The sequence below is a fragment of the Symbioplanes lichenis genome, assembly GCF_030709675.1.
Taxonomy (GTDB): Bacteria; Actinomycetota; Actinomycetes; order Mycobacteriales; family Micromonosporaceae; genus Actinoplanes; species Actinoplanes lichenis.
This window is the reverse complement of record NZ_JAUZQD010000008.1, coordinates 344,425-369,687: the sequence shown is the minus strand read 5'-3', so window position 1 is coordinate 369,687 and position 25,263 is coordinate 344,425. Positions and strand designations below refer to the sequence as shown.

23 protein-coding genes and 1 pseudogene are annotated in these 25,263 nt (G+C 72.4%); 10 read left to right on the top strand and 14 right to left on the bottom strand.

The genetic code is table 11. The features are described 5' to 3' along the window. Nucleotides 1-267: 267 nt before the first annotated feature. The 3 genes and pseudogenes from RAN62_RS21640 to RAN62_RS21630 form a co-directional block, all read right to left on the bottom strand. Complete coding sequence (locus tag RAN62_RS21640; protein WP_305786503.1) at nt 268-1,218, bottom strand: VWA domain-containing protein; 951 nt, start codon at nt 1,216-1,218, stop codon at nt 268-270. A gap of 247 nt (nt 1,219-1,465) precedes the next feature. Further along, complete coding sequence (locus RAN62_RS21635) at nt 1,466-2,731, bottom strand: DUF58 domain-containing protein (RefSeq protein ID WP_369077183.1); 1,266 nt, start codon at nt 2,729-2,731, stop codon at nt 1,466-1,468. A 313-nt stretch (nt 2,732-3,044) separates the two neighbouring features. Further along, nucleotides 3,045-4,154 (bottom strand): annotated as a pseudogene (locus RAN62_RS21630) (AAA family ATPase); the annotation flags it as partial. A 374-nt stretch (nt 4,155-4,528) separates the two neighbouring features. On the opposite strand from RAN62_RS21630, the gene RAN62_RS21625 reads away from it, so the two are divergent. From RAN62_RS21625 to RAN62_RS21610, 4 genes are all read left to right on the top strand, one after another. Continuing rightward, entirely contained in the window at nt 4,529-4,735 is a 207-nt protein-coding gene (locus tag RAN62_RS21625; protein ID WP_305786502.1) for a hypothetical protein, read from the top strand. Between the two features lie 376 nt (nt 4,736-5,111). Continuing rightward, nucleotides 5,112-5,702: a PH domain-containing protein gene (locus tag RAN62_RS21620; RefSeq protein WP_438874532.1), complete on the top strand. Its 591-nt coding sequence runs from the start codon at nt 5,112-5,114 to the stop codon at nt 5,700-5,702. Nucleotides 5,703-5,956: 254 nt separating this feature from the next. Further along, entirely contained in the window at nt 5,957-7,333 is a 1,377-nt protein-coding gene (locus tag RAN62_RS21615; protein ID WP_305786567.1) for a PH domain-containing protein, read from the top strand. Nucleotides 7,334-7,342: 9 nt separating this feature from the next. After that, complete coding sequence (locus tag RAN62_RS21610) at nt 7,343-7,732, top strand: thioesterase family protein (protein WP_305786501.1); 390 nt, start codon at nt 7,343-7,345, stop codon at nt 7,730-7,732. 25 nt (nt 7,733-7,757) lie between these two features. Here the strand turns inward: RAN62_RS21610 and RAN62_RS21605 are convergent, their stop codons facing one another. Then, complete coding sequence (locus RAN62_RS21605; protein ID WP_305786500.1) at nt 7,758-8,696, bottom strand: carbohydrate kinase family protein; 939 nt, start codon at nt 8,694-8,696, stop codon at nt 7,758-7,760. 104 nt (nt 8,697-8,800) lie between these two features. Between RAN62_RS21605 and RAN62_RS21600 the strand changes: the two genes are divergently transcribed. Next, the gene (locus tag RAN62_RS21600; RefSeq protein ID WP_305786499.1) at nt 8,801-9,448 is read left to right on the top strand and encodes a superoxide dismutase; all 648 of its coding nucleotides are present in this window, start codon (nt 8,801-8,803) and stop codon (nt 9,446-9,448) included. Nucleotides 9,449-9,556: 108 nt separating this feature from the next. Then, nucleotides 9,557-11,008 carry an aminopeptidase P family protein gene (locus RAN62_RS21595; protein ID WP_305786498.1) on the top strand — a complete coding sequence of 484 codons (1,452 nt, stop codon included), beginning with the start codon at nt 9,557-9,559 and terminating at the stop codon, nt 11,006-11,008. Nucleotides 11,009-11,321: 313 nt separating this feature from the next. Here RAN62_RS21595 and RAN62_RS21590 read toward each other — a convergent pair whose 3' ends face one another. Next, a complete protein-coding gene (locus RAN62_RS21590) occupies nt 11,322-11,825 on the bottom strand; it encodes a hypothetical protein (protein WP_305786497.1) in 504 nt (167 codons plus the stop codon). Nucleotides 11,826-12,015: 190 nt separating this feature from the next. Here RAN62_RS21590 and RAN62_RS21585 point away from each other — a divergent pair, with 190 nt between their 5' ends. The 3 genes from RAN62_RS21585 (at nt 12,016) to RAN62_RS21575 (ending at nt 14,844) form a co-directional block, all read left to right on the top strand. Further along, nucleotides 12,016-13,236: an LLM class flavin-dependent oxidoreductase gene (locus RAN62_RS21585; protein WP_305786496.1), complete on the top strand. Its 1,221-nt coding sequence runs from the start codon at nt 12,016-12,018 to the stop codon at nt 13,234-13,236. Next, nucleotides 13,215-13,517: an NAD(P)/FAD-dependent oxidoreductase gene (locus tag RAN62_RS21580; RefSeq protein WP_305786495.1), complete on the top strand. Its 303-nt coding sequence runs from the start codon at nt 13,215-13,217 to the stop codon at nt 13,515-13,517. The genes RAN62_RS21585 and RAN62_RS21580 overlap by 22 nt, the downstream gene beginning before the upstream one ends. Nucleotides 13,518-13,578: 61 nt before the next feature. Next, nucleotides 13,579-14,844, top strand: a complete 1,266-nt coding sequence (locus RAN62_RS21575; protein WP_305786494.1) for an NAD(P)/FAD-dependent oxidoreductase — start codon at nt 13,579-13,581, stop codon at nt 14,842-14,844. Here the strand turns inward: RAN62_RS21575 and RAN62_RS21570 are convergent. From RAN62_RS21570 to RAN62_RS21535, 8 genes are all read right to left on the bottom strand, one after another. Then, nucleotides 14,834-15,322 carry a DUF6174 domain-containing protein gene (locus RAN62_RS21570; protein ID WP_305786493.1) on the bottom strand — a complete coding sequence of 163 codons (489 nt, stop codon included), beginning with the start codon at nt 15,320-15,322 and terminating at the stop codon, nt 14,834-14,836. The genes RAN62_RS21575 and RAN62_RS21570 overlap by 11 nt on opposite strands. Before the next feature lie 57 nt (nt 15,323-15,379). Next, nucleotides 15,380-16,132 (bottom strand): HNH endonuclease, encoded by a 753-nt coding sequence (locus tag RAN62_RS21565; RefSeq protein WP_305786492.1) that lies wholly within the window; start codon nt 16,130-16,132, stop codon nt 15,380-15,382. A gap of 74 nt (nt 16,133-16,206) precedes the next feature. Continuing rightward, on the bottom strand, nt 16,207-17,730 hold the full coding sequence (locus RAN62_RS21560) for an AAA family ATPase (RefSeq protein WP_305786491.1): 1,524 nt from the start codon (nt 17,728-17,730) through the stop codon (nt 16,207-16,209). A 155-nt stretch (nt 17,731-17,885) separates the two neighbouring features. After that, a complete protein-coding gene (locus RAN62_RS21555) occupies nt 17,886-18,383 on the bottom strand; it encodes a GNAT family N-acetyltransferase (protein ID WP_305786490.1) in 498 nt (165 codons plus the stop codon). After that, nucleotides 18,383-21,622, bottom strand: coding sequence for a pullulanase-type alpha-1,6-glucosidase (pulA, locus tag RAN62_RS21550; protein WP_305786566.1), 3,240 nt, complete (start codon nt 21,620-21,622; stop codon nt 18,383-18,385). The genes RAN62_RS21555 and pulA overlap by 1 nt, the downstream gene beginning before the upstream one ends. A gap of 42 nt (nt 21,623-21,664) precedes the next feature. After that, nucleotides 21,665-22,537 carry a hypothetical protein gene (locus RAN62_RS21545; RefSeq protein ID WP_305786489.1) on the bottom strand — a complete coding sequence of 291 codons (873 nt, stop codon included), beginning with the start codon at nt 22,535-22,537 and terminating at the stop codon, nt 21,665-21,667. Beyond that, on the bottom strand, nt 22,530-23,048 hold the full coding sequence (locus tag RAN62_RS21540) for an RNA polymerase sigma factor (protein ID WP_305786488.1): 519 nt from the start codon (nt 23,046-23,048) through the stop codon (nt 22,530-22,532). The genes RAN62_RS21545 and RAN62_RS21540 overlap by 8 nt, the downstream gene beginning before the upstream one ends. A 39-nt stretch (nt 23,049-23,087) precedes the next feature. Further along, the gene (locus RAN62_RS21535) at nt 23,088-23,774 is read right to left on the bottom strand and encodes a TetR/AcrR family transcriptional regulator (protein WP_305786487.1); all 687 of its coding nucleotides are present in this window, start codon (nt 23,772-23,774) and stop codon (nt 23,088-23,090) included. Nucleotides 23,775-23,859: 85 nt separating this feature from the next. Between RAN62_RS21535 and RAN62_RS21530 the strand changes: the two genes are divergently transcribed. Beyond that, nucleotides 23,860-24,726 carry an SDR family oxidoreductase gene (locus RAN62_RS21530; protein WP_305786486.1) on the top strand — a complete coding sequence of 289 codons (867 nt, stop codon included), beginning with the start codon at nt 23,860-23,862 and terminating at the stop codon, nt 24,724-24,726. Here the strand turns inward: RAN62_RS21530 and RAN62_RS21525 are convergent. After that, nucleotides 24,710-25,099, bottom strand: a complete 390-nt coding sequence (locus tag RAN62_RS21525) for a DUF6841 family protein (protein WP_305786485.1) — start codon at nt 25,097-25,099, stop codon at nt 24,710-24,712. The genes RAN62_RS21530 and RAN62_RS21525 overlap by 17 nt on opposite strands. Nucleotides 25,100-25,263 lie beyond the last annotated feature (164 nt).

Sequence of the window (25,263 nt, the reverse complement as noted above, 5' to 3'; positions counted from 1 at the left end):
GGAGAGCCGCCGGCCGGACCAGTCGGATCGACCGCCCGACGCGGCGCTGACCCCCGCGACCGCGCGGAAGGGGCACGTCGCCGACCCGGCGCCCGCGCGAAGAGGGCGGCAGGCACAGCCCATCGCACGGCAAGACGCTCGCCCAAAAGGTGCGGCGACCGGAGACGCACAAGCAGCGCCTCCCACGGGAAGAGACGCACGCGCGGAAAACACAGCGCGCGCCACGCGGATCGGCGACCGGGCGTCAACCCCGTAACCCGCGCGCGATCACGGCAGGCGTGACGTCCACAGCATGCTCAGGCCCGCGGCCGCCAGACCGAACAGCAGGGCTGCTCCGGCGTACCACTGGGTGATCTCCCGCGGCTGGACACGGTGGCCGATCGAGCTGCCCATGTCCTCGTACACCTGCTTGAGCTCGCTCACCGAAGCGGCCTCGTAGAAATAGCCCTTGGTCTTCTCCGCGAGCTGCTGCAGCGAGAGCCGGTCGACCGGCACGCGCTGGAGGACGCCGCGGATGTCGACGATGCCGGAGTCCGTGCCGAAGGCGATCGTCGAGACCGGGACGTTGGCGGCCGAGGCGGCCGAGGCGGCGTCCTCGACCGAGCGGCCCGAGGTGCGGTAGCCGTCCGACAGCAGCACGATGCGCGCGGGCGGGGCCCCGTCGGCGCCGTCGGCGGGGACCGAACGGATGGCGTCCAGCGACGTGAACACGGCCTCGCCGGTCGCGGTCGCCTCGGCCAGTGTGAGACCGTCGATGCCGGAGATCACCGCGGCGCGGTCCTTGGTCGGCGGGACCAGGACGTTGGCGGACTTGGCGAAGGAGACCAGACCCAGGTTGTACGTCTGGGGCAGCTCCTGCACGAACGCCTTGGCCGCCTCCTGTGCCGCCTCGATGCGGTTGGGCGCCACGTCGTCCGCCTCCATGGACAGGGAGACGTCGATGGCGAGCATCACGGTGGCGCGTTCGAGCGGCTCTTCCTTGTCGATCGACGGGCGGGCCAGGCCCAGCGCGAGCACGAGCAGGCTGAGCAGCATCGCCGCGGCGGACACGTGGCGGCGCCAGCCCAGGCCGCGGGGGGCGAGGCTGCGGAGGAGGTTCACGTTGGTGAACTTCATCGCGTACTGGCGCTTGCGGAACTGCCGCCACACGTAGAAGCCCGCGACGACCACCACGGGGAGCACGGCGAGCAGCCACCACGGCTGCAGGAAACGGATCATCGGGCGGTCCCCCGGGTGCGATCGTGGCGGGTCATCGGTTCGTTCCCTGCTGCGAGCGTGTCACCGCGGCGCGGCCCCGGCAAGGGAGCGCAGCGCCGGCGCGCGAGAGAAAGCGGCGCGGCCCCGGCGAGAGAAAGCGGCGCGGCAGAGGAAAGCGGCGCAGCAGCGAAAAGCGGCGCGGCAGGACAAAGCGGCGCAGCAGGGGAAACGGTGCGCCCCCGGCGAGGGAGAGCGGCGGGACGCGTCGTCATCGGGTGGTTCCCCGGGTACGGGCGTGGCGTTGCGCGGCGACGAAACGTACGACGTCGAGCAGCCAGTCGGAGTCCGTGCGCAGGCGGAGGTGGGCGGCCCCGGCGGCGCGCAGGGCACGGGCGATCTCCCCGCGCTGGCGGCCGGCCTCCTCGGCGTACCTCTGGCGCAGTTGGGGGTCGGCCGTCTGCACCTCGTGCAGCGCGCCGGTCTCCGGGTCGGCGAGGGTCAGCACGCCGACGTCGGGCAGCTCGAGCTCGCGCGGGTCGACCACCTCGATCGCCAGGACGTCGTGGCGCACGGCCAGCTTGCGCAGCGGCAGCGACCAGCCGTCGACCGGCGCCATGAAGTCGGACACGACGACCGCGACACCCCGGCGGCGCGGCGGGCGGTTGAGCATGTCGATCAACTCGCCCAGGTCGGCGCGGCCGGGCCTGATCTCGGTGCGCGCGATCGCGCGCAGCAGCCCCTGCGCCTCCTTGCGGCCGGGACGCGCCGGCATGCGGATCACCGACGCCGATTCGGGTACGGCCTCGGCGCGCCGGCTGCGCCGGAGCCACGACCAGCCGCCCCGCGACTCGGGGACGGCCCGGCCCGCACCGGTGCCGACCACCGCGCCGATCCGGTTGCCGCCGCGCACCGTGAGATGCGCCATGGCCGTGGCGGCGGCGAGGACGAGGTCGCGTTTGAGACAGTTCGCCGTGCCGAAGTCGAGGCTCGCCGACAAGTCCAGCGCCATCCACGTCTCGAGCTCCCGGTCCGCGACCGTGCGCCGCACGTGCGGCAACGTGGTGCGCGCCGTCACCGGCCAGTCCATGCGTCGCACGTCGTCACCGGGCCGGTACTCGCGGCTCTCCCCCGCCTCGCTCCCGGGCCCGGGCAACAACCCCACGTAGTCACCCTGAAGCAGCCCGTCCAGCTTGCGGGTGACCAAGAGCTGCAGACGATTGAGTACGGCCTCCGCGCGCGCCGTTCCCGAACCGGAAGTCACCGGCGGCAGCTCGAACCGTGTCCCGCTCTGCTGCCCGGCTCGCGTGGCGCCGGTCGCCGCCGGGCCGCTCGTCGAAGCCGGCGCGCCGAGTGGTGGTGTGCCTGCCGTCACGCCTTCCGTCGCCACCGGGGCGACCGGGGCGCCGAACGTGGGCATGTCGCTGGGCGCGGTCGCGTTCCACCCGGGCGGCGCACTGACCGGCGCGTTCCACCCGGGCGGCGCACTGACCGGCGCGGAAGCGTCGCCTGAGGGCGGCGTGTCGGCGGTGGTCATCGGCGTGCCGTCACTGCTGGCCGGGCCAGGACTGCTGCTGCGGCTGACCGTTGCGGAGGCCCTGATCCCCGGGGTGTGCCTGACCCGGCTGGCCCGCGCCCGGGTGCTGGCCCGCTCCCGCCTGCTGACCGCCGCCCGCCTGCTGACCGCCGCCGAACTGCTGGCCCGCGCCCGTCGGCTGACCGGCGCCGAACTGCTGGCCCGCGCCCGCGTGCTGCTGACCGGCGCCCAGCGGCTGGCCGTGGCCGACCGGCTGGCCGAACGGCGGCTGCGGGTGACCGGGGGCGCCCTGGTGGTGCTGACCCGGGTAGGGCTGACCGGGGTGACCGCCGAACGGGGCACCGGCCGGGGCGGGACCGCCGGAGACCGGGACGGGCTGGCCGTTGGCCGTGTCCTGACGGGCGGCGACCGAGGGCACCGGGACGCTGGACATGATGCGGCTGACGATGTGGTCGGCCGGGATGTCGTCGGCGAGCGCGTCGTAGCTGAGGACGAGGCGGTGCCGGAGGATGTCCGGGGCGATGTCCTGGACATCCTGGGGCAGGGCGTAGTCGCGGCCCCGCATCAGCGCGAGGGCCCGCGTGGCGCGGACGATGCCGAGGGACGCGCGGGGGCTGGCTCCGTACTGGATGAGTTGCGCCACGTCCGGCATGCCGTGCTGGGCCGGGGCGCGGGTCGCGAGGACCAGCCGCACCGTGTAGTCGACCAGGGCGTTGTGCACGAAGACCTGGTCGGCGCGGCGCTGGAGGGCGAGGAGGTCCTCGGCCGTGAAGATCTGCTTCGGCTCGGGGGCGCTGATGCCCATCCGGTAGACGATCTCGCGCTCCTCGGCGTCGGTCGGATAGCCGACGACGATCTTCATGAGGAAGCGGTCGCGCTGGGCCTCGGGCAGCGGATAGACGCCCTCCTGCTCGATCGGGTTCTGGGTGGCCATGACCAGGAACGGGTCGGGCACCCGGTGGCTCTCGCCGCCGATCGACACCTGGTGCTCGGCCATGACCTCGAGCAGCGCCGACTGCACCTTGGCGGGCGCGCGGTTGATCTCGTCGGCGAGCAGGAAGTTGACGAAGACGGGGCCGAGCTCGACGTCGAACTTCTCGCTCGACTGCCGGTAGATCCGGGTGCCGACGATGTCGGCCGGCACCAGGTCGGGGGTGAACTGCACGCGGGAGAACGAGCCGCCGACGACGCGGGCCAGGGTCTCCACGGCGAGCGTCTTCGCGACGCCGGGAACGCCCTCGAGCAGGCAGTGCCCGCGCGCGAGCAGCGCCACGAACATGCGCTCGACCATCCGATCCTGCCCGACGATCACCCGCTTGACCTCGAACATGGCCCGTTCGAGCTGCGTGGCGTCCTGCGCGGGCGGCACCGGCGCACCGGCGTCGGCGCGGGTCGGGCCCTCGGGCGTGGTCGGCTCGGCCACCGGTCCTCCAACAGCTGGTCTGCACTGTGCGGTCACGTCGGCGAGCACTCCGGCCCGGCCCGGCGCGCGGCCGGACGGGATCGGCGTGCGTGCCGACCCCCAAGACTTACACGACGCCGCTCGGAGCGGTCCGCCAGTGCCGCATTACGCGCCGACCCGGGCGGCGAACATGTCGATCTTTCTGCGCGATGAGCACGGACGGGCACCGCGCCGGGTGGACGCGAGCTCGTGCGGCCCGTGTAGCATTCACCCCGTCGCCGGGCGACTTCCCCCGTGGTCGCCCGGCGCTCAAACACTCGCCGCCGGGCGCGTCCGGTGGAGGCGCCGCGGTGCGGGCTTCCGGGTTTCGTCGCGCTGCTGGATAGAGTTTGCGGGTGGACGAGGAAGTGGCGGTGCAGTGTTCCGCCAAGGGCTGCCGGTCGGCTGCGTCGTGGGCGTTGCGGTGGAACAATCCCAAGCTGCACGAGCCCGCGTACAGAAAAACGTGGCTGGCCTGTGACCAGCACCGCGAGCACCTGTCCGACTTCCTGGGCGCGCGGGGTTTCCTGCGCGAGGTGACCGCGTTCCCCGCCACCGCCTAGTCTTTCAGGGGTGAGCGAGCTTCCCGGCGTGAGCACGCCCGGCACCCCCGGCCCGGCCGACCCGCCGCCGCACCACGCGGCCACGCCGCCGACGAGCGCGCCCGGGGCCTACCCACCGCCACCCATGACGACCACGACACCCGGTCCCGCCGGCCCGCCGCCAGGTGAGACCGCGGCCTACGGACCGCCGTCCAACGGCCCCGGTCCCGCCGGCCCGCCGCCGGGCGCGCCCGGGACCTACGGACCACCACTCACTCCGCCCGAACCCGCCGCCACGCCGATGCACACGCCCGGTTACGCCGGTGCGCCGACGAACGTGCCCGGGAGCTACGGGCCGCCGGACGCCGCACCGGGAATGTATGGACCGCCCGGCGGCGTGTCGGCGCCCGGCGGATACGGCGCGCCGCCGCAGAGCTACGGACCTCCACAGGGCTACGGAGCGCCGCAGGGCTATGGGGCTCCCCCGGCGTACGGGCCGGAGAGCGCCCTCGAACCCTGGCCCGACACCGTCCAGTGGCGCCCAGTCTCGCCCAAGCTGATCACTGTGGAGCTGATCAACCGGGCGATCTGGGTCGCCGTCGTCCTGGCCGGGCTCGGCGTCGGCTGGGCGCTGACCGGCTTCTGGCTGTGGCCGGTGCTCATCGGGCTGGAGCTGGTCTTCACGGTCTGGCGCTCCTGGATCACCGTGCGGGCGGTGCGCGCGTGGGGCTACGCCGAGCGGGACAATGATCTGCTCGTCCGGCACGGGCTCGTGGTGCGCCGGCTGTCCATCGTGCCGTACGCGCGGATGCAGTTCGTGGATGTGACCGCCGGGCCGCTGGAGCGGGCGTTCAAGCTGGCCACCGTCCAGTTGCACACGGCCGCGGCGGCCAGCGACGCCAAGATCCCCGGGTTGCCGCCCGAGGAGGCCGCCCGGCTGCGCGACCGCCTGACCGCGCTGGGCGAGGACCGGGCCGAGGGCCTGTGACCGCCGCCGACGCCCGCCGCGACAACACCGCCGCCGACACCCGACACGACGAGGCCGCCGCCGACACCCGACACGACGAAGTCACCGCCGACACCCGACACGACGAGGTCACCGCCGACACCCGACACGACGAAGTCACCGCCGACACCCGACACGACGAGGCCGCCGCCGACACCCGACGGGACGAAACCGCTAGCGGCGCACGCCGCGAGGAAACGGCCGAGCGCGCCCCCGCCGAGGAGCCACGCCGCCGGCTGCACCCGCTGAGCCCCCTGCTCAACGGGGCCAAATCCATCGCCGTCATCGTCGCCGCGCTCAGCTGGCAAACCTTGTCGCAGGTCGGACTCGAGGTATTCGCGCTGGTCGTAGGCGCGATCGCGGTCGGCGTGGTGATTTTCTCGCTGATCGGATGGCTGAACACCGGCTACCACGTGGTCAACCGGGAGCTGCGCATCCAGGACGGCCTGCTCTGGCGCCGCAACCGCGCGATCCCGCTCGACCGGCTGCAGTCCGTGGAGGTCCGGCGACCGCTGTTGGCGCAGCTGACGGGCCTGGCCGAGCTCCGGCTCGAGGTCGTCGGGGGCGGGAAGACCGAGGCGCCGCTCGCGTACCTGACGGTCAAGGACGCCGTGGCGTTGCGGTCGCGGCTGCTCGCGCTCGCCGGGCGTACCCCCGGGGAAAGCCGGACCACCGGCGGACCCGCCGGGCAGATCGGTCCGGACGCCGGGCCTGTCGCGGTCGAGGCGCCCGAGCGGCCGGTCTTCCGGGTGGTCAACCGGGACCTCGTGATCAGCCAGTTGCTCACCCCGCAGGCGTTCTTCCTGCCGGTCGGCGTGGCCTTCGTGGTGATGCAGTTCGTGCTCGAGGGCTCGTGGACCTTCATCGGCATCGCGAGCACGGTGACGGCGATGGCGGGTGTGCTGCTCCAGCCCGTACGCCGGGTGCTGCGCGACTGGAACTTCCGGCTCTCGCGCGACACCGCCGGCCGGCTGGGCGTGCGGTACGGCCTGCTGGAGACGCGGAGTCAGGTCGTGCCACTGAACCGGGTGCAGACGATCGGCGTGACGTGGCCGTTCCTGTGGCGGATGCGGGGCTGGCTGCGGTTGCGGCTGGACATCGCCGGGATCGCCGCGCCGGGCGGGGACAACGACAACAGCTCGGACAGTCTGCTGCCGGTCGGGGTCTTCGAGGCCGGCCGGCACCTGGTGTGGGAGGTGCTGCCCGGCGTCGACCTGGGTGCGCTGCCCACGGTGCCGGTGCCGCGGCGGGCGCGCTGGTTGCAGCCCATCGGCTGGCGCGGGCTGGGGATCGCGCTGGCCGGCGAGGTGTTCGTGTCCCGGTCGGGGGTGGTCACCCGCCAGATGACCCTGGTTCCGTACGCGAGAATGCAGAGCGTCCGGGTCATCCGCGGCCCGATCCAGCGTCGCCTGGGTCTCGCCACCGTCTATGCCGACACCGCCGGCGGTCGCGCCGCCGTCGCCAAGGACCGGGACCTGGCCGAGGCCTACTGGATCGCCGCCCAACTGGCCGACCGCGCCCGCCACGCCCGGGACTCCCGGCCACTTGTGACGGCACCGACGGGACAGGCTCCCCCGAGTGACACCGGCTGGCAGCGGCCCGAACCGTCCTAAGCTGACGGTATGGACCTTCCCGAGTTCGCGCCCGGGCCCGGCGCCCGGGTCGAGTTGACCGTCACCGATGCTGACACCGCCCAGGCCCTCGGCTCCGGGGACGTGCCCGTGCTCGGCACGCCGCGGGTGCTGGCGCTGGCCGAGACCGCCACCGTGCTGACGACGGCGCGGCAGGTGCCGGCCGGGCTGACCACGGTGGGGGTACGGGCCGAGGTCGAGCACCACGCCCCCACCCCGGTCGGGCGGCTCGTCACCGCGCAGGCGACGCTCGTCAAGGTGGACGGGCGCCGCCTGTTCTTCGACGTCGAGGTGCGCGCCGGCGAGACCGTGGTGGCCGAGGTGCGGGTGGAACGGGCCTTGGTCGACCGCCAGCGCTTCATCGAGAAGGCGCTCGGCTGAATAAGCGTGTTGAGAAGGCGCTCGGTCAGATGAGCGCGCCCCAGCGGGCGGTCAGCTCGGACGGGGTCGGCATCGCCACGGCGCCGCCCCGGCGCTCGCAGACCAGGCCGGCCACGGCCAGCGCGAAGGTCACGTACTGCTGCCAGCCGGCCAGGTCCTCCGGCACGCCGCCGGCGAGCAGCCGGCTGACCAGGGCCGCCATCACCGAGTCGCCCGCGCCCGTGGCGTCGATCGCGTTGACCGACGGCGCCGGGAGGGTGGTCGCCCCGGCGGGGACGGCGACGTGGGCGCCCTTCGCACCGCAGGTGACCACGACGGCCTTGGCGCCCAGGCCGAGGATGCGCTGGGCGGCGGCCTCGGGACCGGCGCCGTCCCACAGGACCTCGGCGTCGGCGGAGCTGAGCTTGACGAGGTCGGCCGAGGCGAAGTACCCCTCGACGAGCTCGCGCAGGGCCGTCACCGCCGCGGCGTCGGGGAGCAGCTTCGGGCGTACGTTGGGATCGAAGACTTTGATCGGACCGGCCACCGACCAGGCGGCCTGCGCGGCGGCCTGGAAGGGCTCGCGCATGAGGCTGATCGAGCCGGCGTAGACGACGGCGGCGCCGGCGACGCGGTCCACCGCGACGTCGTCCGGGCGGACCAGCGAATAGGAGGGCGGCTCGCCGTAGAACTGGAACGTCGGCTCCGCGCCCTCGAAGGTCGTGACCGCGAGCGTGGTCGGCACCGGGACGCGGATCGTGGAGTCCGTGCCGACGCCGGTCTGGCGCAGGAAGGCGGCGATCCGGTCGCCGAGGGTGTCGTTGCCGAGCGACCCGACATAGTCGACCCGGCCGCCGAGGCGCGTGACGCCGACGGCGACGTTGAGCGGGGCGCCGCCGATCGCCTGCCGATAGATCAGCTCGCCGTCCCGCTCGGTCTCCAGCAGGTCGACGAGTGCCTCGCCGAGCACGACCGCGTACCCCATGCCGATCCCCTCCGGTCCTTTCTCAGGCCGCCGACCGGCGGCGCGAGAAAGCTAACACTCCCCGGATGCTCGCCCGGCCGGTGATCCACTGAAACAATCCGGACATGATGCGCGCCGCCGGACTAATCGCCCTGACCGCCACGCTCGCGGGGTGCGCCCCGACCGCGCAGAGCCCGCGCACCGAGCCGCAGCCCCCGCCCGCCGGCACGCCCTGGATCGTCACGGGCGCGCCCGCCGTGGCCGTCTCGAGCAGCAGCCCGTCGGCCCCGGCGCCGGACGCGGTGGAGACCTATGCGGGCACGTTCCGGCCCAAGACCCTTCCCACCATCACGTACGACACCAGCGTCGTCCCCAGCGGCGCCACGGCCAAGGTCGAGCTCGCCGCCGTCCGTCCCGGCCTCATGATCGGCCTGACGGTCACGGGCATGGTGCCGAGGCGCAGTTACGGCGCGCACCTGCACACCCAGCCGTGCACCCTCGAGCCGGACGACGCCGGGCCCCACTATCAGCACCAAGCGGACCCGTCGAAGCCCTCGGTCGACCCGTCGTACGCGAACCCACGCAACGAAGTGTGGCTCGACTTCACGGCCGACGAGCGTGGCGGTGGTCACTCGATGGCGCGGCAGGAGTGGGTATTCGACCCCGCGCGTCCGCCGCGGTCGCTGGTGGTGCACGAGAAGTCCACGCGTACGGATGCGGGGAAGGCCGGGACGGCCGGAGCGCGAGTGGCCTGCCTCACCCTGGACGCCTAACCAGGGCGGCCGGCCCGGAACTCCAGCCCCCGTGCGAGAAGTTGATCTTTGGGCGGCGCGGGCCGAGGCGGTAACGTCAGGGGCGGCACAACAAGGGAGGGGCCCACCATGGCGGAGCAGCCGAAGACCGAGTCGCACGACCCGGACTTCCCGGAGGCGTACCTGCAGTTCATGCGCACCGGCTGGCGCAACGACGCGCTCGAGGTCACCGCGCGGCCCGAGGCCCCCAATTATGCGAAGCGGCGGGCCGAGCTCTCCGCGGCGTTCCCAGGCGAGACGCTGGTCATCCCGACCGGCCGCGAGAAGGTGCGCGCCAACGACACCGACTACCACTTCCGCCCCGGCAGCGACTATGTCTACCTGACCGGCGACGCCGACCCCGACGGCGTGCTGATCATGCGCCCGAGCGGCTCCGGCCACGACGCGGTCGTCTACACGCACGACCGCAACTCCAAGGAGACCGACGCCTTCTTCCGCAGCCGCAACGGCGAGCTGTGGGTCGGCCGCCGGCACACCCTCGGGGAGCGCTCGACCGAGCTGGGCGTCGAGACCCGGCCCTACGAGCAGCTGGGCCACGCCCTCGCCGACCTCGCCCCCTCGCGCACCCGGGTGCTGCGCGGCCTCGACGCCGCCGTCGACCGGGCGATCCTGGGCTACGACCCCGACCCGCGGGTGCGCCGCGACCGCGCCCTGGCCGTCGCCATCTCCGAGCTCAAGCTGATCAAGGACGAGTGGGAGATCGCCCAGCTGCAGGACGCGATCGACGCCACCGTGCGCGGCTTCGAGGACGTCGCCCGGGTCCTGCCCGCCGACCGCAGCGTCAAGGAGCGCCTGCTCGAGGGCGTCTTCGGCCTGCGCGCCCGGCACGACGGCAACGACGTGGGCTACAGCAGCATCGTGGGCGGCGGCCCGCACGCGACGATCCTGCACTGGGTGCGCAACACCGGCGTCACCACGCCCGGCGAGCTGCTGCTCATGGACATGGGCGTCGAGGGCACCACGTTCTACACGGCCGACGTGACCCGCACGGTCCCGGTCAACGGCACGTTCAGCCCCCTGCAGCGCCAGGTCTACGACATCGTGCACGCCTCGCAGCAGGCCGGCATGGACGTCATCAAGCCCGGCGTCACATATTCGGAGATCCACAAGACCTGCATGCACGTGCTGGCGGAGGGCCTCGACGCCCTGGGCCTCCTCCCGGTCAGCGTGGACGAGGCCGTCTCCGAGCAGTCCACCGTCTACCGCCGCTGGACCCTCCACGGCGCCGGCCACATGCTCGGCATCGACGTCCACGACTGCTCCAACGCCCGCAAGGAGCACTATCGCGACGGCGACCTCCGCGAGGGCATGGTCCTCACGGTCGAGCCGGGCCTCTACTTCCAGCCCGAGGACGACCTGGTCCCCGAGGAGCTCCGCGGCATCGGCGTCCGCATCGAGGACGACATCCTCGTGACCGCCGACGGCTACCGCAACATGTCGGCCGGCCTGCCCCGCTCCTCCGCCGACGTCGAGGCCTGGCTCGCCTCCCAGCGCGAGGCGGGGCCCCGCCTCCCCGAGTGACCCGCGCCCCCGCCGCGACGGACCGGCCACGCTGACCCGCGTGCGCCCGGCTTCCGTCGCGGCCGGGCCGGGTTCGCGATGCATGGCCAGCCCTCGGCGACTGACACGACGGTCCACGCCTCGGCGGGCGGCCCTCCACCGCACGAACCCGGAGTAGCCGGCGAGGACGAGGTGCAGGCCCGCGAAGCAAGTGGCAGCCGTTTCCCTGGCGGCCGCCCTGTCGCCGAACGCCACCGTCACGAGCAGCAGACCGGCGAGCACCACCAAGGTCACCACGATCCCGGTGTCGCTGCGGCTCCACCCCGAAAGGTGTCTAGCGGGGCCACGCTTGTCTGGTCAGCGTTCCCGCGAGCGTCAGCACCATTGCCGCCATGCTCCAGAAGGCCAGGGTGGCGAGCAGCGAGGTCGCGCCGATCGACCAGGTGTCCGCGAGCGCGATCCGGTAGGCCGTCTCGGCGTCGCCGGCGATGCCGTCGCGGGTCAGCCAGCCGAAGGGCCACCCGCGTGCCATGGACCAGACGAACATGCCGCCCAGGCTGGTGTGTTCCACCGCCGTCCCGCCGGCGGTCCCGGCTGCGGCGGCGAGCACCATGGCGAGCCCGGTCAGCCGCCGGGGAAGGCGCCGGCGCAACGGTGTCACGATCACGAGCCCACCGGCGGCGAAGACGAGGCCGACCACGACGTGGGTGGCGTCCGGCGGATCGAGCACCGCCCACAGGGTCCCGCCGATCGCGCAGAGCATCCCGAAGCCGACGCGGCCCGCGGTCACGGCCGCGCCGCCGAGGAGTCCGCGGGGGCCGGGAGGATCAGCGGTCACCGCTCCAGCATGGCCGCTTCTCCGGCGGGTCGTGGCCCGAACGCGCCGAGGACGCCCGGGAGAAGCCGGGCAAGCGACGCCTGATCAGGCCGACGATGTGCCAATCGGCGGCACGGGGCTGCGCGCGTCACTGTCCACATTGACAATGAGAAAGGTTCACGAAGAGCTTGATCGCGTGAGGGAGCGCGGCATGGACTTCGGCGTCCTGGTCTTTCCGTTCCACGAGCCGTCCGGCGATCCGACCCTGCAGCTGCACGACGACCTGGCGCTGGCCGAGCACTGCGATCGCCTCGGCTACGAGGAGTTCTGGTTCGGGGAGCATCACTCCGGCGGCTGGCAGATCATCGCCGCGCCCGAGTTGATGATCGCCGCGGCGGCCCAGCGGACCACGCGCATCAAGCTGGGCACGGGAGTGTCGACCCTCTCGTACCATCAGCCGTTCTTGCTCCTCGACCGGATCATCCTGCTCGACCATCTCACGCGCGGCCGGCTGCTCTTCGGGGTCGGGTCGGGGGCGCTGCCGCTCGACGCGCGGATGATCGGCCATGATCCGATGCAGGCCCGCCGGATGATGGAGGAGTCGCTCGAGGCGATCACGGCCCTGTTGCGCGGCGACGGGCCGGTGACCCGGCGCACCGACTGGTTCGCGCTGGACGAGGCCAGGCTGCACCTCCGGCCGTACGGAAGCGGGCTTGACATTCGGGTTGCCGCTTTCAAGTCCCCGGCGGGCCCGCGCCTGGCCGGACGCTTCGGCACGGGCCTGGTGTCCTTCGGGGCGTCCGCCGCGATCGGGTCGGGCACCGACAACCCGCTCCGGACAGCCGCGAGCATTGCCGAGCACGAGGCGGCCGCCGCCGGGCGTACGTTCGACCGCCGCCGCTGGTCGGTGCTGAGTCTCGTGCACGTGGCCGAGACGGAGGCCGAGGCGCGGGCGGACGTGCGCCGGCGCATCGGGCCCTATCTGCGCTACATCCGGCAGATCCTGCCCCAGAACATCCCGGCCGACCTCGACGATCCCGACGCCCTGGTCGACCTGCTCACCTTCACCGGCACGGCGGTCATCGGCACGCCCGGTCAGGCCATCGAGCACATCCGCACGATGTGGGACATGAGCGGCGGCTTCGGCACGTTCCTCATCGAGCAGTCGGACATCGCGGACCCGGCCGCCACCCGGCGTTCCTACGAGCTCTTCGCGCGGCAGGTCGCCCCCTACTTCAAGGGGAGCACGGCACCGCGACTGCAGGCGTACGACCGGGAGCTCGCTTCCGACGGCCGGACCCGCCGCACCATGGCCGCCGCGCAAGCCAAGGCCGGCGTCGACTATGCGCGCGAGCGCCGGTTCGAGAGCGCCGACGGGGACAAAAGCGACAGCACCAACGGGGAGAGAACATGGACATCAACGTCGAAGTGACAGTCCTCGGCAGCGGGATCGGGGGCAGCACGGTCGCCGCGATCCTGGCCCGGCAGGGCATCTCGGTGGCGCTGATCGACGGCGCCACGCACCCGCGCTTCGCCCTCGGCGAGTCGACCATCGGCGAGACGTCGTTCCTGATGCGCCTGCTCGCCGCCCGTTACGACGTGCCCGAGCTGGCGCAGATGTCCACCTCCGCCGGCATCCGCGCACGCGAGCCGGCGCTGCGGCATCAAGACCAATTTCGGCTTCGTCTATCACCGTCCGGACATCGACCATGATCCGTACGAGGTCACGCAGTGCAGCGTCTCCGAGGGACCCTTCGGCCCGGAGTCGCACCTGATGCGCGCCGACATCGACCAGTACCTGTTCCGGGCGGCCGTCGGCTACGGCGCCGTCGCCCGTGAGGGAGTGCGCGTGTCCGGGGTGGACATCACCGCCGACCACGCTGTCGTCCAGCTGACCGACGGCACGGTGCTCAGGAGCGAGTACGTGATCGACGCCACCGGGCGGACGTCGGTGCTCGCCAACGCGTACGGGCTGCGGGAGGAGCCGTGCCGGTTCAAGACCGACTCGCGGACCATCTTCACGCACATGCGCGGAGTCCGGCCGTACGACAGTGTCGAGGAGTCGAGCGGCCAGCCCAACCTGTGGCACCAGGGCACGCTGCACCACCTGTTCGACGGCGGCTGGATGTGGGTCATTCCGTTCGACAACCACGCCGGCAGCGAGTCCGACCTGGTCAGCGTAGGGCTCAACCTCGACTCGGCCCGTTTCCCCAGGACCCGGGAGCCGCAGCGGGAGTGGGACGCGTTCCTCGACCGCTACCCGGCGATCAAGCGGCAGTTCGCCGGCGCGGAGGCCGCCTTCCCATGGGTGTCGACCGGGCGCACGCAGTTCTCGTCGCGGCAGACCGTCGGCGACCGCTGGATCCTCATGAGCCACGCGGCCGGGGCGATCGACGCGCTCTTCAGCCGGGGCATGGCCAACACGATGGCGGTCATCGAGACCTTCGTGCCCACCTATCTCGCGGCGCGCGCGGAGGGCGACTTCTCGGCGGCGCGGTTCGCCCCGCTCGACGTGCTCAACCAGAACATCCTCGACAACAACGACAAGCTGATCGCCGGCTCCTACATCGCTTTCCGCGACTTCGACCTGTGGCGGGCCTGGTCGAAGATGTGGTACCTCGCCTGGAACCTCGGCGTCATCCGGGTGGCGGGCAGCTATTACCAGTACGTGGAGACGGCCGACCCCGCCGTGCTGGCCCGCCTGCACCAGGGGCCGCTGCCGGGCTCCTTCTGCCCCGAACTGCCGAGCGCGCAACGCCAGTTCGAGGAGTGCTTCGCCGTCATGGAACGTGTCCAGCGGGGCACGTTGAGCGCGGCCGACGCCGTACCGGAACTCGCCTATCTCCTCGGCGACGGCGAGGCCTCCCCCAGCCCGCTCAACCTCCACGACGTCCTGCGCCGCTGGCACGACGGCTCGCAGGAGACCCAGAAGCTCATCTACGACTGGGGCCGCACCGCCGCGCCGGCCGCCCTGCGCCCCTACTTCCACTACGACCGCGCCACGATCCCGAAGGCGGCGGAGGCGGTCGTCACCGCGTAGGCGCGTACTCCACGATCCGGAAACAGGTGTTGTCGTCGTTCGTCCCGCCCTCCGACACGTCGAACGAGATCAGCACGGGATGGCCGTCCCCCGCGTCCGAGCTGACGGTCATCCGCCCCCCGTCCTCGGCCGCCGTCCGCGCCAGCTGCAGCAACCCGCCCAGCGTCGGCGGATCGATCTCCTCCTCGCCGGCGACCGCCGTCCCCCCGGTCCGCCGCACGTCCACCACCTCACCCCCGGCGACGGTCACCGCATAGGTGCCGAGCGAGGGCTTGCCGTCACACCGGCGCTCCACCGTGTACGCGTAATCGTCCGGCTCGTCCCACGCCGGCGCCGACCCCGCCACCGTCGCCGAACCGCCCGCCGTCGACGACCCGGCCCCGGTCGACGGCCCGGGCTGCGGCGCCGGCTCGGCGTCCCCGGTCGTGCACCCGCCGGCCACCGCCAGCACCACGGTCCCCACCACCAGCAGGCGCATGTCGCCTCTTCCCCCAGCTCACCTCGGCCACCGACCAGCCATCATCCCGGAAGCCCCTCACCCCCTCAACCCGCCGCCGACGAACCACTCGTCCCCGGCGAGCGCCTGGTACATCGCGAACTGCCAGCAATTCCGGAAACGTCCCCACCAGCTGTCGGCCTGCTCCCGCAGATGCGCCACGACGGCCGCAGAACCCGCGAGTTCGAACAGACCGGCCAGTGCGCGTTGCTGTCCGGCCAGCATCCGCGAGGCCTGCATGGCATACAGCCCGGCAAGTCCGAAGGCCGCGAAGTGTGCTCGGATCCGCGCCCGCATGACCTCGCCCACCTCCAGCGGAGGCTCCGCCGAGAATGTCACGGTGGCCGGTGTCGCCCTGTTCACCGTCGCGAAAAGCCACTGCCCCGCGCCTGCGTCGTCGAAATAGGGATGCAGCGTCTGAGCGTCATCCGTGGTTGCCACAGCGGCGCTCTTGTTCTTGTTGCAATCGGCGCACGCGGGAACGAGATTGTCGGGAACGACGGCAAGCAGCGGGTAGGACGACTTCGGCAGCTGATGGTCGAGAGTAGAGACGTCGCGGTGACCGCAGAGCGGGCACTGCCCGAAGGGAGCTGCCGCCTTCAGCTTGTCGTAATACCGGCGCGCGTCAGCCTGGCGTACCAGGCGGGAGGTGTACAGGTCCTTGAGGGCAGCGCGGTCGTCTTTCACCGCCGGCATCTCGCAAAGGTCCTTGAGGTCGAGCAGTCGGCCGGCATCGGCCGCGACGGCATAACGGGTCGCGGCCAGTACGACCTCGTCCTCATAGCGCGACATGTCCGCACCCGCACCGGTCAGACAGGAGCGATAGACCGTCCTGGCGTCCAGTCCGGGGCGATTCACCCGCCACATCAGATCTGTCCCGCGCTGTCGCGAACGGCGACGAGCGTCCGGGCTATGGTGCGAGCCTCGGCGCCCAGCTTGTTGTCGAAGCGCGCCAGCACCTCCTCGAAGGAGAGGCCCTCTCGAACGGCATCGCGAAGGTCCCGGTGATAACCGGAGTCGGTCACCTCCAACGAGAAGACCTCATGCGTCAGCGTGCCCACGTTCTCGCCGAAGGTCTCCATGGTCGGACGGTCAGCCTCGAGAACCGATCCGTAGCGACGAAGCTTGTACACGCATGAAGCCGGCACCTCCTGCAGCACGACAGGAGAATGTGTGGCGACCACCGCGACGCCGTTACGATCCATGAGCAGCCCGGACAGCGCGCGGACGAAGGCGGCCAGCAACGGCGGATGCAGATGGGACTCCGGCTCGTCCAGGACCACCAAGGCTCGCTCGGTGACGTGCTCGACCAGGCTCGTGACGGTCAGCAGAACGATCGCATGGCCCGAGCTCAGATTGCCGAAGAGTTCCGTCGCCATCGCGTGTCGTCGATCCGGCTCGGCCCTTCGGAACATCTCGATCCACGAATCGTCCTCGAGGAAGCCCGAGCCGGAATAGCGCAGAGTTTCGACCGCCCGGATCCATCGGGCAGCCGCCCGTCCGGTGAGACATGCGTCGAGGCTGGCGGCGAACTGGGTGGCGAGATCGGCCCGCGAGCGGAGAGTCGCGTGGTCGGTACCCGAACGCAGCGGAGCTCGCACACCGATGTAGGTGCACGGAATCAGTTGCCGCTCGGGCGGGATGTCGACGTACTCGTCGAAGGCGCTGAAGGAGACGGCGACCACGCCGAGAAAGGTGGCCTGCGTACCGGCCCGGTAGATGATCGTGCCGGCCTCGGGAGCCATGTCCCGGCCCTCCACCGCGGCTCGCACCAGATTCCGGAGCAGGAAGGACTTACCGACGTTGTTACGGCCGATGAGGACGTGAATGTTCGTGGGTGGCCGGCCGTCGGGCTCGATGTCGAAGAGCAAGGGGGTCGCCTCCGGCCCCGGCACATAGGTGAACCTGTATTCGGTGAGCCGCTCCCCGCCTTGAGCGATCCTCCGGTACCAGCCGGTGACCACGGATTCGGACACGAAACGGTAGAACGACGTCTCCGTGACAGCCTCTCCCCGTGCCCGTTCGAGAGCAGAAGGCGCGAAAGCGATGTCCTGGAGCGACCGCAGCACCACTTCCCGCAGGCCGTCTCCGAGCTCGCCGAGTCGCTCGTAGTAGGTGTCGTCCTGACCGAGTGAGAAGTGACTGTCGTCGAGCTTCTCGAAGGAATCCGGCAGGATGTCCGAGGTGCTCGTCGGGCCACCGTTGCCCATGCCTGTCCGGGCTATCTTGACCTGACCGATGTCTCGCCGGACCCCGTCGTCGTCATAGATGACGAGGTCGAACATGGTCACGTAGCCGTAGTCGTTCCAAGCGTCCCGGAGCAGGAAAGCTTCGCTCACCGTTCCGGCAGGGGCCTCGAACCAGCGCTGTTGCTGCAACGTGAAGCGCATCGAACTCCCCGGTCCGTTCGTCGGTCACTCAACTCCGACGACCGTACCGAGCGGGTACGACCACATCGCTTCATGCGCTTCCCGGACACTGACCGCGATCGTGGTCGCCGGAGAGTTCCGAGCGCCTGCCGCTCATCGTGGCTTCGCCTGAACGATCAGCTCGCGCGCTCGCGCTCCTCGGTGCGGAAGGTGCGCAGGCCCCGGCGGTGGTAGTTGGGCAGCGCGTGCGGGTGGTCCACCGACGACGTGTGCAGCCAGACCCGGTGGACGTCGGGGGCCAGCTGCCACGCCTGTTCCAGCCCGAGCGTCAGCGCGTGACCGCCGAGACCTCGACCCACGAACTCGGGCACCAGGCCGAAGGTCTCGATCTCGACGACGTCGGCCTCGAGGTCGTAGGCGAGCAGGCCAGCGGGCTCGCCCTCGAACGCGAGCAGCCAGTAGCGCCGGTCCGGGTGCTCGGCGAGCCAGGTGGTCCACTGGTCGGCGGTGCGGCGGGCGCTGGGCCAGCCGTGCGGGGCGCCGATGCGGACCTGCAGCTCCACCACCAAGGGCGACTCCGGGCTCAGGGGAGTCAGGGTCAGCCCGGGGACCACGGCGGCCGGCACAAGTTGACCGGGCGCCGTCATCTCCAGGTAGCTCACGGTTTCACGCATCAGGCGAGCTCTGCCACATAGACGGCGACGGAGCGGGCCGGCACGGTCAGGGTGCCCGCGGCGGCGTCCGCGGTGGCCGTACGCAGCACAGGGTCGGCCGAGGCGATCAGCTCGGGGTGCAGGGTGAGCTCGACCCCCGCCAGGGCCGGCACGGTCTGGGTGGTGGCCTCGGTCGTCGCGTTGAAGACGGTGACCACGGTGGACCAGCGCGGGTCGAGACCCGTCCCGTCCAGGCACATCACGAGCACGCCCGGGCTCTCGGCCGGGCCACCGAGCGGGAACGTCAGGCGGCGCTGCACCTCCTCGGCCGTCGGGAGGCCGAAGACCGGGGTCGAGCGGCGGATGCGCAGCAGCTCGGCGAAGCGGGCGGCGGCCATCTCGATCACCTCGGGCGGCGGCACCAGCGACGGCTCGGCCAGCAGGGGGCGGGCGAAGTCCCACTGCGACGCGTTGTCGGCGAAGGGCGGCAGGCCGAGGCCGAAGCCGTTGCCCGTCGCCGGGTCCCAGCGGATCTGGTTGAACCAGTCGCCCGAGTTGTAGGAGTTGCGGTCCAGGGACTTGGAGCGCAGCCGCTCGCTGCCCAGGGCGAAGAAGCCGGTGCCCTGCCCGAGGGTCACGAACGACAGGGCGAGGATCTGCATCCGGGCGCGGTCGGCGATCGGAATGTCGCGCGGCAGCTTGAAGGCCAGGGCGTCGTAGAGGATCTCGTTGTCGTGGGCGTCCACATAGGTCACGCATTCGCCCGGGGCGGTCGTGTAGCCGCTGGGCGAGCCGTGATAGTCGATCTGCGCGCCGGACTGCTCGGCGCCGGTCGAGGTGACGAAGCGGTAGGTCGCCAGCGCGCCGGACAGGCCGACCTTGAGCCGGTCGTGGACGGCGAGCGGGGTGTCCGCGCCGAGGCCGCTCGCGAAGCCGCGCACCGTCGGGTCGCCGTGCGCCCCGCCGCCCCGGACGGCGTCGCGCAGCCGGTCGTCGAAGGTGCCGACGCCGGTGCCGGCCAGGTGGACCTGGGTGGCCTGGGTGAAGCGGGCGTCGTAGGCCACCTCGCCGAAGTTCCAGCCCTCGCCGTAGAGGTGCACGTCCTTCCCCACGGCCCGCTGGACGGCGAGGATGTTGGCGCGCGGGTGGTGACCCATGAGGTCGAAGCGGAAGCCGTCGATCCTGTACTCCCGGGCCCACGTGACCACCGAGTCGACGACGAGCCGGCCCATCATGACGTGCTCGGTGGCGGTGTTGGAGCAGCACGTCGACTCGGCGACCGTGCCGTCGGCGAGCAGCCGGTGGTAGTAGCCGGGCACGATCCGGTCGAGCACGCTGAAGGGGGCGAGCCCGTCGGCCATCGTGTGGTTGTAGACGACGTCCATGACCACGCGCAGCCCGGCGGCGTGCAGGGCGGCGACCATCCGGCGGAACTCGAGCACCCGGGCACTGCCGGTCGGCTCGGTCGCGTAGCTGCCCTCGGGGGCCGTGTAGTGCACCGGGTCGTACCCCCAGTTGAAGCCGTCGCGGTCGGCGACGGCCATCACCGCGCGCTGCTGCTCCGGCGAGTCGGGGGCGAAGGACGACAGAGCACACAGGGGTACGGCCTGATCGGCGCGATGCTCCGGCACGCTCGCGAAGTCGAAGGCCGGCAGCAGGTGCACGTGGGTCAGCCCGGACTCGGCGAGCATCCGCAGGTGCCGCGGCCCGGCCGCGTCCTCGTCGGCGAATGCCAGGAAGGTCCCCCGGTGCTCCTCGGGCACGGTCCGGTCGGCGATCGAGAAGTCCCGGACGTGCACCTCGGCGATCTGCATCCGGGCCGGCGGCACGGGCGCCGGGCGGGCGGCGGCGTCCCAGCCCGGCGGCTTGAGCGCGGGGTCGGCCAGATCGACGAGCTGGCTGTGGGTGGAGTCGGCCGCCAGCGACACCGAGTAGGGGTCGGTGACGACGCTGGTCACGACGCGCTGCGCGGCGGGGTGCCACACCTCGACGCGGTAGCGGTAGAAGCGCCCGAGCCATTTCGGCTTGATCGGGACGCTCCACACGCCGGTGGCCGCGTCGCGCTCCATCGGCAGCTCTTTCGGCTTCTCGTCGCCCGGCGCCCGGGACAGCTCGAGCACCACCGCGCGGGCGGTCGGCGCCCACAGCGACAGCGTGCCCGCCACCAGTCCCAGCGGCGCGTCGGCGGCCTCGGCATAGAGATCGTCGAGCACGCCGGGCAGCTGGACGGCGGTCAGTGCCACGAGCCGCCCGCGCTGGTCGCGGCCCGCGACGAGCAGCTGCCCGCGCAGCAGATAGGCCAGCGCGGCGTCGCCCAGCTCCGGCACGGCGAACGCCTTGTACGCCCGGAGGTGCGGGAACTGCCGGCTCTGCGCCTGGAACAAGCCGCCCGGCCGGGGCGTGAGCGGCAGCGTCGTCCGCTCGCCCGTCAGCTCGTCGCCGGCCCGCCGCAGGTCGCCGCCCGGCGCCCCGACGAGCGCGAACGTGCCCCCGAGCTCCGCGAACCACGCGGGCAGCGCGACAGTCGTGCGGTCCACGAACACCGCGAGGGCCCGGGCCGGGTCGAGCTCCGGGCCCAGCGAGCGCAGATCCGGGCGCACGGGCGCCGCCGTCCCCGCCTCGAGCCACACCTCGCGGGCGACGGTGAGATCGAGCCGCTGGTCGTCGGGCCGGTCCTTCTCGTCGCCCCGATGGATCACGTAACGCACTCCGGCCGCGCCGGGCCGCACGGGCACCCGGAACACCGCGCCGAACGTGTCGAACGCGGCCGGCGCTATGGGCACGCCCCAGATCGGTTTGGCCGGGGTGCCCTCCCAGGCGTGCACGCCCCACCCGGAGTAGTCCAGATCGGGCCGGCGGTAGTGCAGCACCGCGTGATCGTCGTCGGCCGTGACCGGCGCCGGGAAGCCGGCTGCCTCGGCCGACGCATGGATCTCCGGGTCGCCCGGCCGCAGCCAGATCTCCGGCGTGACGCGCGGGTCGACGTGCCTGTCCTCGGCGACGTCCTTGCCCCACGCGCTGTCGACCACGAGGAAGCCCACGTCACGCGCGTCATCGGCGAGCCGCACCCAGGCGAACCGCCCGTACGCGTCCTCGCCCGCGAACGGGTGCCCGGCCGCGTAATCCGTCTCCGCGCCGGGCGCGATGTCACCCCAGGCGTGCAACGACCAGCCGGTGTAGCTCTCGTCGTCGCGCCGGTAGTGCACGACGAGCCACTCCGGCCGGCTCAGCTCGGTCAGGACGGGCTCGGTGATCTCCATCGTGCTCACCCGCCCATGATGGCACCGGGGTGCGTCCGCGTCTCACCGCTTCTCCCACGTCCAGGCCAGGCGGGCCGGGGCGGTGGCGCCCTCCGGCGCCCGGAACTCGATTCGCAGCAGCGTTCGCGCCTGGGAGACGGCCACGTCGAGCACCGTCGGCTCGCCGGGCCAGGCGCACGGCGCACGGCCGATCCGGTGCGGACGGTCGCCGAGGGCGATCTCCGCGGTGCCCGTACCGGTGCAGACGATCGTCAGCCGGTAGCGTCCCGCCTCGGCGACCTGATCCACCGACCGCACCGCACCGGGGTCGAGCCACGGCAGCGACCGGACCAGCCCGGCGGCCGGCCGCAGGCGGGCACCGGGGTCGGTCTCCGTCAGCGGCTCGCCGGTGTCGGTCGTCAGCCGGTAGGCGAACATCGCCTCCGCCGCGCCGGACAGCTGCAGGGTGAGGCCGGCGATCCCCCGCTTGACGGAGAAAACGCTGGTCGTAGCGCCGGTGCCGCAGACCGCCGTCGCCCGGGCCAGCTCGGCCGGGGCCGTCTCGCCCGGGTCCGCCGCGGGAGTGCCCCGAACTACCAGCGTCACCCGGTCCGGGCCCGTGCAGGCCAGTTCCAGGGTCAGGTTGCCGAGCCAGGCCGGGGTGGTCCGGGCGTACGCGCTGCCGACCTGCCCGGCATCCTCGGCGGCGACGGCACCGGGCGCCGGCCCCAACGTGATCGTCTCCGGTTCCCGGGGCCGGGTCAGCAGCGCCGTGGCCCCGGCTCCGGCCAGCACGACCAGCGCGGCGACCGCGGCCGTGGCGCTGCGGCGGCGCCGGCGGACCGTCCGGCCGGCCGACTCGGCGCCGGGCGGCTCGATCTCCCGGACGGCCTGGGCGCGCGCGGCGTGGAAAAGGTCTTCGAGCTGGTCAGTCATGCTGCACCTCTCCGGCGAGCGCGGTGCGGGCCCGGTGCAGCCAGGACCGGACGGTGGCCTCGGCGACCTGCTCCCGCTCGGCGATCTCCGGTACGGGCAGGTCGGCCAGGTAGTAGAGGACGACGGCGCGGCGGTGCGCGGCGGGCAGCTTCGCCAGCGCGGCGAAGAGGGCGACCCGGTCCGGGGCCGGTCCGTCCTGCACGGGCTCCTCGAGCCGCTGGCGACGCAGGAACCGCAGGGCCGTACCCGCCCGGCGCCACCGGCTCACGGCCAGGTTCCAGGCGACGCGGCGGACCCACGCGACCGGGTCGTCGTACGCGGCGATCTTGTCCCAGCGCGCGAGCGCCCGGCAGAACGCTTCCTGCGCGATGTCCTGGGCCTCGTGACGATCGTTGAAGTACGCGTAGAGCTGCACGCTGACGTCCGCGTAGTGGGCCTCGTAGAAGTCGTGGAAGCTGGGTGGGCGGCCGGTCACGGCGGGTGGCGCCTCCCGTTCGGCGGTGGTGGACACATCGACAACACGCACCGGCCCGGAGAGGTGTTGCAGCCGTCAGCCGGCGGCGCGGTCCAGCCACTGGTTCAGGAGGGTACGTTCGGCCTCGGTGAGCGCGCCGAGCCGCGGGACGACCGTGCGGAAGGCGACGACCGCGGCGGTGGTGTCGGCGGGGTCCAGGACGGGCGCGTCGGTCAGGATCGCGCGCACGACCGCGTCGTAGACGGCGTCGGTGAGGCTGGTGTCCCGCTCGGCCGGCGCCGTCGCGAGCAGGGTGAGGATCGCGCCTGTTCCGGCGGCCTGGATCATCTCGACCGCGCGCCGCTCGCTGACCCGCAGCCGCCCGGCCTCGGCGATGCGGTGGACCTTGTCGCGCAGCACCTGCGTGCCCGCGCGGAAGGCGGGTGAGCGCGCCCCGCGCGACACATCCGTGAGCAGGCTGTAGACCCCCGGGTTGGCCAGGGCGAAGCCGATGTTGGTCTCCCAGCCCGCCCGGAGCTCGGCGATCGGGTCGTCGTGCTGCAGGGCCTGCTGCTTGCCGGCGACATAGGCGGCGAAGACGTGCTCGGCCACCGCGTCCAGCAGCGCGTCCTTGTCCTCGAAGAGCCGGTAGATCGCCGGGGGCTGCAGCGCCGCGGCCTGCGCCACCGCCCGGGTCGTCACCGCGGCCGGGCCGCTTTCGCCCAGCAGCCGCGCGGCCACGTTGATGATCCGCTGCCGCGTGCTCTCCCGCCCCGCCGTCATGGTGCCGACGATAACACCACCTTGACAACACCGGTGGTTCCAGCGTTACCTTTGCTGCGATTCCATTGATACCAGGAGGCACACGATGTTCGTCATCACCGGCGCGACCGGCCAGCTGGGTTCGCGCATCGTCGAGCGGCTGCTCGCCCGCGTTCCCGCCGAGCAGGTCGCGGTCAGCGTCCGCGACCCGGAGAAGGCCGCCGGCCTCGCCGCCCGGGGCGTGCGGGTGCGCCGCGGCGACTTCACCGACCCGGGGTCGCTCGCCCACGCCTTCGAGGGCGCGGAGCAGGTGCTCGTGGTCTCGGCCAACCTGACCGGCGCCGAGGCCCTCGCCGCCAACAGCGCCGCGATCGACGCGGCCGTCGCCGCCGGGGCCGAGCGGGTCGTCTACACGAGCCACCAGGGCGCCGCCCGGGGCTCAGCCTTCTCCCCCATGCACTCGCACGCCGCGTCGGAGGCGCACCTGGCAGCGACGGGCCGGCCATGGACGTCGCTGCGCAACGGGTTCTACGCCGAGACGATCCGGTGGCAGCTGGGCCGGAGCCTGGAGAGCGGCGAGCTGCGCACGCCCGCCGACGGGCCGGTGTCCTGGACGGCGCACGATGACCTCGCCGAGGCGGCCGCTGCCGTGCTGACCGAGCCCGGCCGCTTCGAAGGCCCGACGCCGCCGCTGACCGCCCCGCAGACCGTGGACATGGCCGGCGTGGCCGCGATGCTCGGCGAGCTCACCGGCCGCCCGATCCGGCACGTGGTGATCGGCGACGAGGAGTTCACGGCCGGCCTGCTCGCGAACGGTGTGCCCGAGTTCCGCGCCGCCATCGCGCTGGGCATGTTCCAGGCGTCGCGCCGCGGGGAGTTCGACGTCACCGCCCCCGACCTGGAGAAGCTGACCGGCCGGCCGGCGCGCTCCGTGCGTACCCTGCTGGAAGGGGTTGTCAGCGAGTCGCGATGACCGTGGTGATGCGGGGCCCCTCGGCGTCGGAGCGCAGCAGATAGCTGAAGCTCTCGCCGGGGACAGCGGCGCCGCGGCTGTCGAGGTACTCCCACTCGACGTCGACCATCGCCAGCGCCGTGCTCAGCGGGCGCACGTCGCGAAGTTGCGCGTGTGCCGCCACGATCCGCTGCTCCTGGTACGCGGGAGCGGCGCCCAGGAACGACAAGGCGACCGCCGCCGGGGACGTGAACGTGAAGCTGTACGTGTCCGCGACCACCATCCCGGGCAGGGCGTAGCAGCCCGCGATCGCGGACACGTCCCCGCGGGTGAGCGCCGAGCCGTAACGGTCGAAGAAGTCCGTCAGGCGGTCCAGATCCACGGGCGATTTCACGGAACACGTCGTACCCCCGTGATCATGGCGGCAAACTTGCGCGCTTAAACAAGACGGACGTACGGTTTAGGCGAACACATCGACGTTGAGTTAGGTGTGCCTAACCGCTACGCGCGCCTCACCGGTGCGCGAGACTGCTGAGGACTACTCACGGTCGCTGGGTG

Excerpts from the sequence above, each read along its gene's own strand:
- RAN62_RS21640 (WP_305786503.1), bottom strand. The coding sequence starts at position 1,218 with ATGATCCGTTTCCTGCAGCCGTGGTGGCTGCTCGCCGTGCTCCCCGTG.
- RAN62_RS21635 (WP_369077183.1), bottom strand. The coding sequence starts at position 2,731 with ATGACCACCGCCGACACGCCGCCCTCAGGCGACGCTTCCGCGCCGGTC.
- RAN62_RS21610 (WP_305786501.1), top strand. The coding sequence starts at position 7,343 with ATGGACCTTCCCGAGTTCGCGCCCGGGCCCGGCGCCCGGGTCGAGTTG.
- RAN62_RS21605 (WP_305786500.1), bottom strand. The coding sequence starts at position 8,696 with ATGGGGTACGCGGTCGTGCTCGGCGAGGCACTCGTCGACCTGCTGGAG.
- RAN62_RS21600 (WP_305786499.1), top strand. The coding sequence starts at position 8,801 with ATGATGCGCGCCGCCGGACTAATCGCCCTGACCGCCACGCTCGCGGGG.
- RAN62_RS21595 (WP_305786498.1), top strand. The coding sequence starts at position 9,557 with ATGGCGGAGCAGCCGAAGACCGAGTCGCACGACCCGGACTTCCCGGAG.
- RAN62_RS21585 (WP_305786496.1), top strand. The coding sequence starts at position 12,016 with ATGGACTTCGGCGTCCTGGTCTTTCCGTTCCACGAGCCGTCCGGCGAT.
- RAN62_RS21580 (WP_305786495.1), top strand. The coding sequence starts at position 13,215 with ATGGACATCAACGTCGAAGTGACAGTCCTCGGCAGCGGGATCGGGGGC.
- RAN62_RS21575 (WP_305786494.1), top strand. The coding sequence starts at position 13,579 with ATGCGCGCCGACATCGACCAGTACCTGTTCCGGGCGGCCGTCGGCTAC.
- RAN62_RS21570 (WP_305786493.1), bottom strand. The coding sequence starts at position 15,322 with ATGCGCCTGCTGGTGGTGGGGACCGTGGTGCTGGCGGTGGCCGGCGGG.
- RAN62_RS21565 (WP_305786492.1), bottom strand. The coding sequence starts at position 16,132 with ATGTCGCGCTATGAGGACGAGGTCGTACTGGCCGCGACCCGTTATGCC.
- RAN62_RS21560 (WP_305786491.1), bottom strand. The coding sequence starts at position 17,730 with ATGCGCTTCACGTTGCAGCAACAGCGCTGGTTCGAGGCCCCTGCCGGA.
- RAN62_RS21555 (WP_305786490.1), bottom strand. The coding sequence starts at position 18,383 with ATGCGTGAAACCGTGAGCTACCTGGAGATGACGGCGCCCGGTCAACTT.
- pulA (WP_305786566.1), bottom strand. The coding sequence starts at position 21,622 with ATGGAGATCACCGAGCCCGTCCTGACCGAGCTGAGCCGGCCGGAGTGG.
- RAN62_RS21545 (WP_305786489.1), bottom strand. The coding sequence starts at position 22,537 with ATGACTGACCAGCTCGAAGACCTTTTCCACGCCGCGCGCGCCCAGGCC.
- RAN62_RS21535 (WP_305786487.1), bottom strand. The coding sequence starts at position 23,774 with ATGACGGCGGGGCGGGAGAGCACGCGGCAGCGGATCATCAACGTGGCC.
- RAN62_RS21530 (WP_305786486.1), top strand. The coding sequence starts at position 23,860 with ATGTTCGTCATCACCGGCGCGACCGGCCAGCTGGGTTCGCGCATCGTC.